At 62.7% G+C, this 14,423-nt stretch carries 10 protein-coding genes and 1 pseudogene; 7 read left to right on the top strand and 4 right to left on the bottom strand.

The genetic code is table 11. From position 1 onward, the window contains the following. The first annotated feature begins 35 nt into the window (after positions 1–35). The 3 genes and pseudogenes from F6X37_RS26895 to F6X37_RS26885 form a co-directional block, all read left to right on the top strand. Positions 36–1,202 carry a mandelate racemase/muconate lactonizing enzyme family protein gene (locus tag F6X37_RS26895; RefSeq protein ID WP_090810943.1) on the top strand — a complete coding sequence of 389 codons (1,167 nt, stop codon included), beginning with the start codon at positions 36–38 and terminating at the stop codon, positions 1,200–1,202. Positions 1,203–1,348: 146 nt separating this feature from the next. Next, positions 1,349–2,719 (top strand): dicarboxylate/amino acid:cation symporter, encoded by a 1,371-nt coding sequence (locus F6X37_RS26890; RefSeq protein WP_187613390.1) that lies wholly within the window; start codon positions 1,349–1,351, stop codon positions 2,717–2,719. A gap of 45 nt (positions 2,720–2,764) precedes the next feature. Then, positions 2,765–4,006 (top strand): annotated as a pseudogene (locus F6X37_RS26885) (methyl-accepting chemotaxis protein); the annotation flags it as partial. A 34-nt stretch (positions 4,007–4,040) separates the two neighbouring features. Here F6X37_RS26885 and F6X37_RS26880 read toward each other — a convergent pair. From F6X37_RS26880 to F6X37_RS26865, 4 genes are all read right to left on the bottom strand, one after another. After that, entirely contained in the window at positions 4,041–5,564 is a 1,524-nt protein-coding gene (locus F6X37_RS26880; RefSeq protein WP_187613389.1) for an ATP-binding cassette domain-containing protein, read from the bottom strand. Then, a complete protein-coding gene (locus F6X37_RS26875; protein WP_187613388.1) occupies positions 5,561–6,487 on the bottom strand; it encodes a branched-chain amino acid ABC transporter permease in 927 nt (308 codons plus the stop codon). Before F6X37_RS26875 ends, F6X37_RS26880 begins: the two co-directional genes overlap by 4 nt. Positions 6,488–6,510: 23 nt before the next feature. Beyond that, complete coding sequence (locus tag F6X37_RS26870; protein ID WP_187613387.1) at positions 6,511–7,386, bottom strand: branched-chain amino acid ABC transporter permease; 876 nt, start codon at positions 7,384–7,386, stop codon at positions 6,511–6,513. A 91-nt stretch (positions 7,387–7,477) separates the two neighbouring features. Next, positions 7,478–8,743 (bottom strand): ABC transporter substrate-binding protein, encoded by a 1,266-nt coding sequence (locus tag F6X37_RS26865; RefSeq protein ID WP_187613386.1) that lies wholly within the window; start codon positions 8,741–8,743, stop codon positions 7,478–7,480. A gap of 569 nt (positions 8,744–9,312) precedes the next feature. Between F6X37_RS26865 and F6X37_RS26860 the strand changes: the two genes are divergently transcribed. From F6X37_RS26860 to F6X37_RS26845, 4 genes are read left to right on the top strand one after another with little or no spacing between them, the layout of a single operon-like run. Then, complete coding sequence (locus F6X37_RS26860; protein ID WP_187613385.1) at positions 9,313–10,569, top strand: ABC transporter substrate-binding protein; 1,257 nt, start codon at positions 9,313–9,315, stop codon at positions 10,567–10,569. A gap of 40 nt (positions 10,570–10,609) precedes the next feature. Continuing rightward, positions 10,610–11,479 (top strand): carbohydrate ABC transporter permease, encoded by an 870-nt coding sequence (locus F6X37_RS26855; RefSeq protein ID WP_187613384.1) that lies wholly within the window; start codon positions 10,610–10,612, stop codon positions 11,477–11,479. Further along, positions 11,479–12,330, top strand: coding sequence for a carbohydrate ABC transporter permease (locus tag F6X37_RS26850; protein WP_187613383.1), 852 nt, complete (start codon positions 11,479–11,481; stop codon positions 12,328–12,330). The genes F6X37_RS26855 and F6X37_RS26850 overlap by 1 nt, the downstream gene beginning before the upstream one ends. Before the next feature lie 57 nt (positions 12,331–12,387). Next, the gene (locus F6X37_RS26845; RefSeq protein ID WP_410451431.1) at positions 12,388–13,272 is read left to right on the top strand and encodes a phosphatidylinositol-specific phospholipase C; all 885 of its coding nucleotides are present in this window, start codon (positions 12,388–12,390) and stop codon (positions 13,270–13,272) included. Positions 13,273–14,423 lie beyond the last annotated feature (1,151 nt).

Here is a 14,423-nt window from a genome sequence, read left to right as displayed (position 1 = left end):
GCTCAATAACTGTTCAACTCTCTGGAGACAGTGGCGTGAGAATCGTTGAAATCCGCGAAAAAACCGTTCCGATCAGTTCCCCGATCCGGAACGCCTACATCGACTTCAGCAAAATGACCTTGAGTCTCGTCGCGGTCGTCACGGACGTCATTCGCGACGGCAAGCCGGTGATCGGCTACGGCTTCAACTCGAACGGCCGTTACGGTCAGGGCAAGCTGATGCGCGAGCGCTTCATCCCGCGCCTGCTCGAGGCCGCCCCTGCCTCGCTGGTCGACGACTCCGGCGACAACCTCGATCCCCACAAGATCTGGGCGACGATGTTCATCAACGAGAAGCCCGGTGGCCACGGTGAGCGGTCCGTCGCCATCGGCACGATCGACATGGCCGTCTGGGACGCGGTGGCGAAGATCGCGGGCAAACCGCTGTTTCAGCTCCTCGCGCAACGGTACGGCAATGGCGAGGCCAACCGCAAGATCTTCGTCTACGCGGCGGGCGGCTACTACTATCCGGGCCAGGACCACGAAAAGCTCAAGGATGAGATGCGCAGCTACATCGACCGAGGCTACACGGTCGTGAAGAAGAAAATCGGCGGTGCCTCGCTCGACGAAGACCTGCGACGCATCGACTCGATCCTCAGCGTGCTGCAGGACGGCCAGAAGCTCGCGGTCGATGCCAATGGCCGCTTCGACCTCGATACGGCGATCAGGTATGCGAAGGCCCTGTCGCAGTACGACCTGTTCTGGTACGAAGAGGCGGGCGACCCGCTCGACTTCGAGTTGCAGGCGACGCTGCGCAACTACTATGACAAGCCGATGGCAACTGGCGAAAACCTGTTCTCGATGCAGGATGCTCGCAACCTGATCCGCTACGGCGGCATGCGCCCCGATCGCGACTGGCTGCAATTCGATTGCGCGTTGAGCTACGGCCTCGTTGAATATCTGCGAACGCTCGACATGCTGCACCAGCATGGCTGGTCGCGCAGCCGTTGTATTCCCCACGGCGGGCACCAGATGTCGCTGAACATCGCGGCGGGCCTCGGACTTGGCGGCAACGAATCGTACCCGGACCTGTTCCAGCCATACGGCGGCTTCCCCGACGGCGTTCGCGTCGAGAACGGATATATCACGATGCCGGAGCTGCCCGGCATCGGCTTCGAAGGCAAATCCGACCTCATCGCCGAGATGCGCAAGTTGGCTGAATAACGCGCGCGCGCAACGGCACCGACCAGTATTCCCGGTTGAATGGCTCATATAAAGACGGAACGAAGCCGGCTCAATGCGGCCTTTCCACGCTGCTGCGTGGGAGGGCCGCATTTTCCCTTTGAAGACGCCACGCACAGGAGACAGACATGCCAGTATCGAAAGTAAGAAGAGCACTTTCCAAGCTGTACGTTCAGGTCCTCATCGGCATCGTGGCCGGTGTCCTGCTCGGCCACTTCTACCCCGAGCTCGCCTCGCAGATGAAACCGCTGGGCGACCTGTTCATCAAGCTGATCCGGATGCTGCTTGCACCGATCATCTTTGCATCGGTCGTGGTCGGGATTGCGCGCATGAACGACCTTCATCAAGCGGGCCGGGTAGGCGTGAAAGCCCTCCTGTATTTCGAACTGGCCTCGACCATTGCGCTCATAGCGGGAATGGTGGTCGTCAATGTCATCAAACCCGGCAGCGGAATGAACATCGATCCCTCGCAGATCGATGCCGCTGCAATTTCGACCTACACGCACGCGGCGCAGCAACACGGCATGCTCGACTTCTTCATGAGCATCGTTCCGAATAGCATCGTCGGGGCATTCGCCAAAGGCGAGATGCTTCCCATCATTTTCTTTTCAGTCCTGCTCGCCATCTCGCTGGCAAAGCTCGGACCTCGTGCCGCGCCATTCGTCGACATGCTCGACATGTTCCTTCAAGGAATGTTCGGCGTCGTGCGAATCGTCATGTACGTTGCTCCGATCGGCGCGTTCGGGGGCATGGCCTTCACCATCGGCAAATACGGCATCGGCACCTTGGCATCGTTCGGCGAGTTGATGCTTTGTCTGTATCTGACTTCGTTCTTCTTCGTGTTCGTCGTGCTCGGCCTCGTCATGAAAATGTGCGGGCTATCGCTGTGGAAGTTTCTCCGCTACATCAGGGACGAGATTCTGATTACGCTCGGCACGGCGTCGACGGAAGCGGTGTTGCCGCAAATGCTGATCAAGATGGAGGCGATGGGCTGCGCTCGCCCAGTGGTCGGCATGGTCTTGCCCACCGGCTACACGTTCAATGCCGATGGAACGGCGATTTATCTTACGATGGCGGCCTTGTTCATCGCCCAGGCGATGAACGTCCACCTGAGCATCTGGGACCAGTTGCTCGTGCTCGGCGTACTGCTGCTCACGTCGAAGGGCTCTGCGGGGGTGGCCGGGGCGGGATTCGTCGCACTGGCCGCGACGCTCGCCTCGATGCACAAGATTCCCGTGGAAGGCCTCGTGCTGCTGCTCGGCGTGGACCGCTTTCTCAACGAGGCGCGCGCAGTCACGAACCTGATCGGTAATGGCGTTGCCACCGTCGTCGTCGCTCGCTGGGAGGGGCAACTCGACAGGAACCTGGCGCGCGCGGTGCTGGATCGCGACAATACGCCTCACTTCCGCACACCTGGTCCTGCCGCGCAACCGGCGATCCCGCCGGCACCGACGACCGAAGCCGCCGCGGTTCTCGACGGCTCGCCGAATCATCAATAGAACTGAACTTTTCCGGGTGGGTGCCGTTAATGCAGAGATATCTCTCCCGTTTCCGAGGCCGAGGCGGCCTTGTCGAAGGCCGTGGCCGACGCCCGGGAAGCGATGCTGCAGGGCGCACTCGAGCCGATGATGGACGCGATGAGCCGTGGCGATCATGAAGCCGCCGACCACGATGCGATGGTCTTGATGCCACCGCTGTCGGCGGCTCTCACGCAGAAAACCGCGGATCTGGACAAGTTTCGCAACGAGCAGGGCAATGTGCGTTACAAGAGGGCACAGGACCGCTATGACACCCTCGTGACAATTACCGGAATCGCGATCGCCGTCGGTCTTCTGACCTGCGTCACGTGCGGTTTCACGCTGCTTCGCGCAATCGCGCGCCCGATCGATATGACGGTGCGCCATGTCGAGCGACTCGCTCAGGGTGACATGTCGCAGCAATTGCGCCTGGACAGTGATGACGAAATGGGTCGCCTCGTCAGAAGCGTCGGGCAGATGCAGAAGGACATCGGCACGATGATCGAACAGATCGCGCGCGGCAGCGAGTCGATCGCATCCGCGACCCAGCAGATCTCGGCCGGCAACGCGGACCTGTCGGCGCGCACCGAGACGCAGGCGGCGTCCATCGAGGAAACGGCGGCGAGCATGGAGCAACTCACCAATGCCGTCACGGAGAACGCCGCGCACGCGCGTGAAGCGCGCGAGCTGGCCGACGCGACGAAGACGACGGCCGGTGCGGGTGCGGACGTGGTGCGTCAGGTCATCGCCGCGATGAGCGACATTCACGACGGTGCGAAGAGGATGGGCGAGATCATTGGCGTGATCGAAGGCATCGCCTTTCAAACCAACATCCTTGCCTTGAATGCGGCTGTCGAGGCTGCTCGCGCCGGAGAGGAAGGACGTGGCTTTGCCGTCGTCGCTGGCGAGGTGCGCAATCTCGCCCAGCGCTCAGCGACAGCGGCGAAGGAAATCAAGGAGCTTATCGACGCCTCGACGGCCCGCGTCGCGGACGGTTCGCGCCTGGTCGGTCGGGCCGGTGAGACCATGGGCGAAGTACAGACGGCCGTCAGCCGCGTCACGTCGATCATGAGCGACATCGCGACGGCCTCGGCCGAACAGAGCGATGGCATCGAGGAAGTCAATCGGGCGATTACGCAGATGGACCAGATGTCGCAGCAAAATGCCGCGCTGGTCGAGCAGGCAGCCGCCGCGGCCGCGTCGCTGACCGAGCAGACCGGTCTGCTGACGAAGACGGCGGGTCGATTTCGCTTTGCGTCCCTGTCCTGATGCCGCGCTATGGGCTCGCCTGCCGCTGCCGGCCTTAGCTGCGCGCGTCGCCGGAGGTCGTGGCGTCGGGCTCGCCGGTAGGCACCGCCTCGAGAAAGCCGCGCCCCATCTCAGCCTCGAAGCGCGAAGCGCTGCCCTCCCAGATGATGCGTGCATGTTCGAGCACGTAGACACGGTCCGCCTGCGGCAGCGCAAACCTGACGTTCTGCTCGCCCAGCAGTACGGTAATGGGCGTGGACTTTTGCAGCGAATCCAGCGCTTTCGACAATTGCTCGAGAATCACGGGCGCGAGCCCCAGTGTCGGTTCGTCGAGAATCAGCAGCTTCGGCTGGGTCATCAGCGCGCGCGCGATCGCGAGCATTTGCTGCTCGCCGCCGGAAAGCGTGCGCGCGGTTTGGCCCTGGCGCGATTTGAGGATCGGAAAGAGATCGAACAGCCACGACAGCTGTTTGACGCGCACCGTATCGGCGAGATGATATCCGCCGAGTTCGAGATTCTCGCGTACCGTCATGTCGCCGAATAGCTCGCGCGTTTCCGGGCATTGCACGAGGCCGGCGCGCGAGATCGCGGCTCCGCTGCTGCCGCGCAGATCGCGCCCGTCGAAGCGAATCGTCCCCTTGTACGGCACGAGGCCCGAGAGCGCGTTGAAAAGCGTCGTCTTGCCCGCGCCGTTCAGACCGACAACCGATACGAACTCGCCCTCGCGCACCTGCAGACTGACGTCGTCGAGTGCGCACGCCTTGTCGTATAGCACACGCACACCGGTCACCTCGAGGATCGTGGGCCTGGCAATGCCCGCGGCTCCGGTGCGCTGGCGCAACTCCAGCTTGCTGCCCAGATAGACCCGGCGCACTGTCTCGTTCTGCATCACTTGTTCGGCGGTGCCCTCGGCGACATGCTCGCCAAGGTACATCGCGAGCACGCGGTCGGCGAGCGCGGACAGACTTTTGACGTTGTGATCGACCAGCAGCACCGCGCGGCCTTCGGCGCGAAAGCCGCGAATCAGCTCGGAAAACGCCTCCGATTCCGCCACCGTCAGTCCCGCGAACGGCTCGTCCACCAGCACGACCTGCGGGTCGCGCGCAATCGCTTTGGCCATCTCCATGCGGCGCAGATCCGCAAATGGCAGTGTCGCGGGATGCCGATGCATGACGGCGGCAAGGCCCACACGCGAGGCAATTTCCTGCGCGCGCTGGTGCACGTGCGGTTCGGCGGCCAGCTTGACGAGCGAATCAGGAAGCAGCGCGAGCTTGATGTGTTCCAGCACCGTCTGCCGATGGAGCGGCCGCGAATGCTGAAACACGATGCCCACGCCCGCGCGCGCGATCCGGTGCGGCGCCCAGCCGGCCATCTCCACGCCATTCACCTTGACCGACCCCGCGTTGGGCCGCTCGATGCCCATGATCAGCTTCATGACGGTGGACTTGCCCGAGCCGTTTGGTCCGATCAGGCCAAGAATCTCGCCGGGCCGGATGTCGAAGCCGATATCCTTGACGGCGACGAGACCGCCGAAGCGCTTGGTCAGTCCGCGTACGGAGAGCAGCGGCGTGTCGCTCATTGGCGCTCCCTCGCACGCAGCAGATTGCCGAGCAGACCGTCTGGAAAGAACAGCAGCGCCGCCAGTGCGACCGCCGCGACGACGAATGTGTTGAGCTGGCCGAGCGGGCGCAGAAACTCGCCGGCGACGATCAGGAAGATCGAGCCGAGCACCGCGCCGAGTATCGTGCGGCGTCCGCCGAGCACGGCCGCGATGATGATCTGTACTCCCACGCTGAGATCCACCACCGTGCTCACGGAGGCCGTGCCCTGGTAGAACACCAGCATCGCGCCGGCCACGCCGGAGAAAACGGCGCTGATGCAAAAGGCCACGAGCTTGTGTCGCGTGACGTTGAAACCCAGCGCCTGCGCGCCGGTCGCGTCCTGGCCGCTTGCCTGCAGGATCAGACCGACTGCCGAACGCGACAGGCCGAACAGCAGGACGGCGCAAACGATCAGGAACGCGAGCGCGATCCAGTAGTTATGGTTCGCATCGACCGACATCACGTCCGGCACCATCATGCCGATCTCGCCGCCAGTTATGCCCGCAAAGATCACGATGGCGTTTTGCAGCAGCAGCACGGCCACGAGCGTAACCAGCCCGAAGTAAGGACCGCGCAACCGCAGCGCGGGCACCGCCAGCAGCAGACCGCCCACCAGCGCGACGCCGCCGCCAGCGAGCACGCAAACGGGTATGGGCAGACCCCATCTGGCGTCGAGGATCGCGGCCGAATAGGCGCCGAGTCCGATCAGGAACGTCGGCCCGAAGTTGACCTCGCCGGCAAAGCCGAACAACAGGTCCCACGACATGGCGAACACGCCGAAGTAATACGCAACCGTGAGCACGCCGAGGATGTAGCCCGAAAGCCACCACGGCAACGTCGCCGCCATCGCGACGAGCGCAACGGCGATCCATGCGCCACGCGAACGGAGAAGAACGGACATGGGGGTACGCTCCATTCGCACTGTTAGCGGCGTCCCAGGAAGCCCTGGGGTCTTACATACACCACGAGCACCAGCAGCAGCAACGCGGGCAGCGGCCGCAGGGTCGGCGCGATCAGATAGGCCGTAATGGTTTCCAGATAACCGACGACATACGCGGCCATCAGCGAACCGGACACGCTGCCGAGCCCGCCCAGCACCACAATGGAGAATGCGCTGGCCGTGAGCTGCCCCGCATTGTTGGTGCTCACGCCGAGGAACGAAGCGAGCAGCACGCCCGCGATACCGGCCAGCACCCCATAGATGCTCCACGCGAGAAGATAGATTCGGGAGAGTTCGAAACCGAGCAGCGTGAGACCACGAGGGTTCATCGAAGCCGCGAGCAGCGCCTTGCCCGCGCGCGTGCGGTTCACGAACAGCCACAACATGGCGATCACGGCCCAGCAGACCGCCGCGATCATGATTTCGTTGAACGGCACGCGCACGCTGCCGACCATCGCCACACCGCTGATCAGCGGGCGCATCGTCACCGGGTTGTCGGTGAAGAGCCACGCCATGCCCTGCTGGATCATGATGCCCCACAGCAGCGTGCCGGTGAGCACGAAGATTTCCTTCTCTTCGCCGGGAATCGCGGCCGAGCGTTGAATGGGCCGCACCACCATCAGGTAGGTGACGAAGGCCGTCACGAGACCCGCCAACACGCCGAGCAGCGTACCGAGATAGGTGCCAAGTCCCGCCTCGCCCGCGAGCATCCAGCCCATCAGCGCCGCGACCAGCATCACGCCGCCGTGCGCGAGATTCAAGATGCCGGAGACGCCGAAGATCAACGTGAAACCGATCGCGCCCAGCGCGTAGAGGGAACTGATCGCAAAGCCGTCGACGAGAATCTGCAGTAGCAACATGCCCGGCCTTTCATGTTGGTTAAGGTGTCGATGCGTGCGCTGTCCGGGCCTTCGCTACGCGCGGGTCCGGACAGTCGCGATCGTCGCGTTGCTAGTTCGCGCTTGCCTGCTGCACCTTCATGAAGGTCGGGAATTTGACCACGCCGTTGGCAATCGACTTGGGCCAGATCGCAACCTGCTTGCCGTTTTGCCATTGCAGGTCGATGCCCGTGATATAGCCGGGCCCGTACTTCAGCGCGTGCGTGAACTGATCGCTCTTGCCGTAGAACTGCCAGCGTCCGATCGTGCCCACGTAGTCGGTTTTCTCGAGTGCGTCGACCATCCGGTCCGGATCGGTCGAGCCCTTGTTGCGCTTGATCGCGTCCGCGAGGATGTAGACGAGGTCGTAGCTCGTGAAGCCGCAATACGCCGGAGAAACGCCGAACTTCTTCTGATACTCATCCGTAAAAGGTATCGTTTTCGGCGTGATCGCCACGCCCGGCGCCGCGGCCGAGGCCGTGATCACGCCTTCCGTCGCGCCGTTCGTGTCCTTCCAGAAGCTCGTGGTCGTGGCCTGCGAGCTTTGGCCCGACATCGGGATCGGCACCTGCTGGTCGTGCCATTGCACGGTCGGCTGCACGCCAACGTGGCTGATGCCGGTGGTGATCGTATCGGGGTGCTTCGCCTCGATCTGGTTGAAGATCGGCGTGAAGTCGGAAGTGTCAGGATTGAAGCGGATGTGATCGAGCACCTGAAGTCCCGCTTTGGGCAGGCATTCGAGGTAGCGTTCGTCGAGCGGCTTGGTCCACGCCGCGTCCTCGCTCATGACGACCGTCGTTTTCATCTTGAACTGGCCGACCAGAACGTCGTGTGAGAAGTCGCAGATGGACTGTGCGATGAACGCCGACGTCATCCAGCCGTGGAACGTGTACTTGTAGTGGTCGTAGTCGTCGTGAACGTGCTTCGAAATGTCGTTGCTAGCCGCGCCGGGCGTAATGAAGGGCATCTTCAGGCGTCCCGACCACGGCTCCATCGCGAGCGCCACTTCGCTGATGTAGCTGCCGATCACAGCGACTACCTTGTCCTGGGTCGCCGCGCGCTGGAAGGCGCGCACGCCGTCCGAAGCCGATGAATGGTCGTCGTACGCGACGATCTGGATGGGCCGGCCATCGACGCCACCGCTGGCGTTGATCTGGTCCGCGGCGAGTTGCGCCGCCTTGCTGATCGAAGCGCCCGCCACCGAGGATTCTTCGCTGATCACGCCAATCTTGATCGGCTCTGCCGCCGCATGGGCGCCTGCCGGCAGACCCAGGCCCGCCGCTACCATCCCCGTCGCGACGACGCAATGAAAGTTTCGCCACACACTGTTACTGGACATCATGCATCTCCGATTCGAAAGGATCGTTGAGCAACATTTGCCCGCCACATCGCAGCATTTGAAGAATGCGCACACAACAATATTCACGGGACTCGTAGCGCTCAATCGGTACAAACGATGACCGGGTCCCTACGGATTTCATGGTGCAGAGCGGAAAAAATTTTGCCGCCCGCGCCGCCGGACGCGGTTTGTCCATCGTGAGAGCGATGGCTATGGACCGCGAGATTAGCGGCCTTCGTCCTCTCGCTCATTCGTGATCCGAAGCATTGTGGCCGCATCGCTTTGCGGGGTTGGTGCGGCGGTTCAATGGACCAAACCGCGCCATGATCAGCCGAGGGCGGTCGCGGCGCGGAAACGGACCACGCGGCAAGCGTGCCTGCGTGCGGGTCCGAACACTACCCGGCAACCTTGCTTGCTGACACATGTACGTCATGCTAGGTTGCTGCAATTCCCGCTGCCGCATCTGGCATCTATTTTTCGCAACGCTGCGCGCGATCAAAAAAAAGCGGGGTGGGTTGCTCTGGACTCATCGTACGCATACGCCTTTCCTCTGGAGGAATTCAAGAGCCATGGCTTCAATGATCCAGCGGACGACCCTGTTCGCCTGCCTGCGCGCGGCTTGCGTCGCGGCTTGCCTGTCCATCGCCGCCCTTGGTGCCCATGCCGCGGATCTCGTGATCGCAGGCCGGGACGACATCTACGGCCGCGGACTCGCGCAGGCGGTGGACGGCTACAAGAAACAGCACCCGGGCGTCGATATCGAGTTGCTGAAGCTGCCGAACAACGACCTGTATCAGAAACTGAAGCTGTCATTACGCGAAAACACGCGCGCCTATGACCTGGTGATGATGGACGACACCTGGTCCCCCGAATTCATCGCCAACGGATGGCTTCAGCCGCTGCCCGCCATGCTCGCGGATGCCGACATGGTGACGTCCACGATCTCCCTCGGACGCACGTCGACGGGAACCTTGTACGCGATGCCGATCGTCGGCAATGTCGAGATGTTCGCTTATCGCAAGGATCTGCTCGCGAGTCGCGGCCTGCAGCCGCCGCGCAGTTGGGACGACGTGCTGAAGATCGCGCAGACTATCGGCACTGCCGACAAGGACGTCTTGGGTGTCGTGTTTCGCGGCGTGAAGGGTAACCCCATCGTCACCGGGTTTCTGCCGATCCTTTGGGCCTATGGCGGAGAAGTCGTCGACACCAACGGCAAGGTTATGATCGATTCGCCCGAAGCGCTGGCCGCGCTGAAGATGCTGCTCGCCCTGAAGAAGTGGGCGCCGAAGGACGTCGACGTATATGGCGCCGGTGAAGTGCGAGACGCCCTGCAAGGCGGCACGGCCGCGCAGGCCATCGAAGTGTGGCCCGCCTGGCTGCCCGCGCTCGACGATCCGGCGAAGTCGCGCGTCGTCGGCCAGGTCGCGCTGCAACCGCCGCCCGGTCAGGTCAAGGGGCCGGCGCCGATGCTCGGCATCTGGCAAATGGGTATTGCAAAAGATGCGGCACATGCGAAAGTGGCGGCGGATTTCCTCGCCTATCTGACTTCGTCGGCCACGCAAACACAACTGGCCGTGCTCGGCATTCCGCCGACGCGCAAGAGCGTCTTCGTCAATCCGACGCTCGTCAAGCAGTATCGCTGGTACCCGGACCAGCTGAAGGCGCTCGAAGCGGGCCGTGCGCGGCCTCGCGTGAAAGACTGGCAGCAGATCGAGGCGATTCTCGGCGACGCGTTGCAACTCGCGCTGACGGGGCAGGCCGCGCCCGACGCAGCCTTGCATCAGGCGGCGCAGAAGATCGCCCAGGCCAACGCCGCATTGCAGTGAAAGCGGCGGTGACAGCGCAGACAAGCGTGGGAAAGAGTCGATGAGCGGGTTGCGACGTTATCTGCCGCTGATCGTCCTGATGAGCCCAGCCGCGCTCGTGCTCGGCGTGCTGGCGCTCTACCCGATGGCGCGCGTGCTGATCGATTCGTTTTTCTCGGTGAATTACGCGTCGGGGCATCGCTCGTTCATCGGACTCGCCAACTATCGATCGGTCATTGCGGACGGCGAGTTCGGCACGAGTTTCGTCAATACGATCCAGTTCATGAGCGTGGCCTCGCTCGCTGAAGTCCTGTTCGGCCTCGCGCTCGCGCTGCTGTTCGTGCGCGCGTTTCCGGGCCGGCGCATCGCCTTGCCGCTCGCCGTGCTGCCGATGATGCTCTCCACGCTCGTGTGCTCCGCCATCTGGCGCAATTGGCTCAATTACCGCGGCTTCCTGAATGCGCTGCTCACGGCGGCAGGTCTGCCGGCGGTGCCCTGGTTATCCGATCCGCACCTCGCGCTCTGGTCGCTGATGTTGGTCGATGTCTGGCAATGGACGCCGATGGCATTCCTGATCATTCTCGCGGGGCTGCAGTCGATTCCGCCGGAAATCGCCGAGGCGGCCCGCATCGACGGCGCGAACGAATGCCAGTGCCTGCGATACATCACGCTGCCGCTCGTTGCACCCCATGTCGCCCTCGCGATGCTGCTGCGCTCGATCGACACCTTCAAGCTGTTCGACAAGGTGTACGCATTGACGGGCGGCGGTCCGGGCAATGCCACGCAAACGCTGTCGACGTACATCTACGACACGGGTTTCCGGTTCTTCAACGTAGGACCCGCCAGCGCGGCTTCGGTACTGATGCTGCTCACGTGCGCGGTGCTGGTCTCGGGATACATATGGAAATCGGCCGTCAAGCGCGACCGTTGATGCCTCTCGCACGCTTGCAGGGTTTCGCGCGACGCTCGTCCGCTGCCGCGGTGCGAGGGCTGTTGCGGATCGCCGCGCTGGCGGTGTTGCTGCTGCCGTGCATATGGATGGCTGGCGCGGCCTTCACGCCGACGCTGGAACGCCTCGCCCATCCGCTCGCGTTGTGGCCTTCGGCGCCCACGTTCGAGCACTTCGCGGCGGTGTGGGAAAGCGGCATGGCCCAGTCGGTGCTGAACTCCGTGTGGGTCGCGCCAGGCGCCACGTTGCTCGCGCTCGCGCTGGCTTTTCCGGCCGCTTATGCCCTCGCGCGGCTTGCGTTTCCCGCGCGCCTCGATCTGCTGTTCCTGCTGCTCGTGCTGGCACTGAAGCTGATGCCGCCGATTGCGGTGGCCGTACCGCTGTTTTCGCTGGCCAAGTGGCTCCATCTGCTCGATTCGCTGTTTGGGCTGATACTCGCCTATCAGCTGTACGCGCTGCCGATGGCGATCTGGATGTTGCTGCCGTTCGTGCGCGACGTGCCGATCGAATTCGAGGAGGCCGCGGCGCTCGACGGCGCGAACCTCGCGCAGCGCATCGTCTTCATCGTCGTGCCGCTGTGCGCGCCAGGTCTCGTTGCCACCGCCATCTTCGTGTTCATCATCGCGTGGAACGAGTTTCTGCTGGCGCTGTTGTTCGTCTCGTCGCCGAGTCATTTCACGCTGCCGCTCGCCATGGCGGGTTATGTGACCGAGAACGGCATCGACTGGGGTGAACTGATGAGCGCGGGGCTGATTTCGTCGGTGCCGACGCTTCTGCTCGCGGGCTATGTGCAGCGCTATCTGCTGCAGGGCTTTTCGGGCGGGTTGAAGTAGGGGGCTCCGACTTCACGCCGCCGCTGCAGCAGACGCTTTGCTTATCCAGAGGTTTTCTTGCGCCCTGCCCTGACTGATCACACCGTTTCGCCGGCTGACTGGATGTCGGCCATCGATGGCAGCCGCTTGCTGTCCGCACTGACCTTGCCGGGCAGCCATGACACCTGCGCCTACACGGTCGATGACCGGCTCGCGCGCACGCAGCATGCCACGCTCGACGATCAGTTGCACCATGGCGTACGGGTCCTCGACATCCGCTGCCGCCATGTGCGTGATCGCTTCCCGATTCATCACGGCGGCATCTCGCTGGGCCTGACTTTCGACGATGTGGTGCGGGCATGCGCTCAGTTTCTCGCGCTTCACCGCGGCGAATGTATCGTCATGTCCGTCAAGGACGAATGGCCCGCGCGTGACTGCGCCCGCGCGTTTGCCGCGACCTTCGAATGGTATGTGGAAAGACATGCGGATGTGCGCTGGCGGCTTGCTTCCGGGCGGCCGCTGCTGGAGGCGGTACGCGGGAGCATCGTGCTACTGCGGCGCTTCGCGAGTGAAGAGCCGCTCGGCATCGACCTGACAGTCTGGCCCGAGAACGCGACGTTCGATATCGACGTCGCGCCGGCGCCATTCACCATTCAGGACGAGTTTCGCGTGCCGGTGCCGACATCGATCGCTTACAAATGGCGCGCCATCGATTCACTGTTGAACCTCGCCCCCGCTCTGTGCGGCGAGCGGTGGGTCATCAACTTTTGCAGCGGCACGGGGATGGCGGCGGCGCCGGTCGTCGTGGCGTGTGGCGATACACGGCATCGCGGCATTCACGAGCAACTTGCGGAGCGACTCGCGGCTCGTCCGGAACCATGCGGCACGCTGATGCTCGACTTTTGCGACTGGCAGGACTGGCGCCTCGTTGATGCGTTGATCGACTGCAACTGGAGCCGATAAGGTTTCGCTGCGGGTATGACGTTGCCCGCGAACGTCAGCGTGGTTCCTTGTTTGCCTGAGGTCGCCGCGGTGGCGGCTTCGATTCTTGTCCGCGTTGCGCCGGTTCACGCGTACAGGCGTCCGGCGGCGTGACATAAGGAACGTCGTCGCGGCAACAGGCATAGATCGGAAACCCATACGCGTTCGTGCCGACGATGGTCGTTGGCCCGTGCAGCGGGCACACCGGCTTCATGGCGCCCCCTTGAAACTCATCGATCAATCGCTTCCATCTTACGCTCGCGTGCGAACGGTGTTCTATGTGCGCCTGCGTTGCCCTTCGAAACCCGGTCCCGTTCACCGCTGCCGACACGCATTCGCTATGCGTGCCGCGCCGCAGCGTTCGTCATTCTCTACAGCACGCGCCGCGGACGAGCGACGCTGCCTGGGCAGCCGCCCCCTCGTGCAGCGAGCCGGCCGGGCCCAGGCAGGAGTGTCTGACAGGGTCGGCTGAATTGTCATTTTGTTGCATAACATGCAATGATGCATCCGGGTGGTGCTTTCTGCAGTGTCCCTGTCATTTCGGCCATTTTCGTGACATTGTTGGGGTGCTCTGCGAAGCAATCGGAGAGCGCACTCATCATCGCTGGCCATTCGCGTCCTTCGTTCGGACGTTCAAACGTCGACTTAGCGCGACTACGCCCCTGACAGCCGACCTTTTGGATAGGGGTATTCACCTAGCCTTTCTTCTCAAAAATTTAACATTTCGAAGTTAGAATTAACCTTCTAAAATCGATTGTTATGTCATTTCATGACAGTTGAAGTAGAGGGCGAAGCATCCGGTCAGTGGCACGGCAGGATTGACGAGGGTTATGGCCAACCGATCGGCCGCGACCCGATTATGGACACCGTGTCGTCATTCGACTGTTGAATACCGACGATCAGAAGTGCGATCCGGGCCGAACTGGTTTTGTGGTGTTTATTTAGTCTTACTTAAAACGCATGTCGTCTCCGGGGCAAGCGGGTTCGAAATCAATCGAGGGAGAAGCAATGAGAGACCTTTCGTCCGAAGTTTTGCTGAAATTCTGCCGAACGAATGCGTCGATTTTTCTTTCGCTCGCCAGCGAAGCGTTTGAAGGGCACAGAAACTCGCCGCCCTGAACCGGCGGGCGAGC

It is taken from the genome of Paraburkholderia sp. 31.1 (assembly GCF_014397645.1).
In the GTDB taxonomy this organism is placed as follows: domain Bacteria; phylum Pseudomonadota; class Gammaproteobacteria; order Burkholderiales; family Burkholderiaceae; genus Paraburkholderia; species Paraburkholderia tuberum.
Note: the sequence above shows the minus strand (reverse complement) of the source record. Positions and strands in the feature narration are given on the sequence as shown.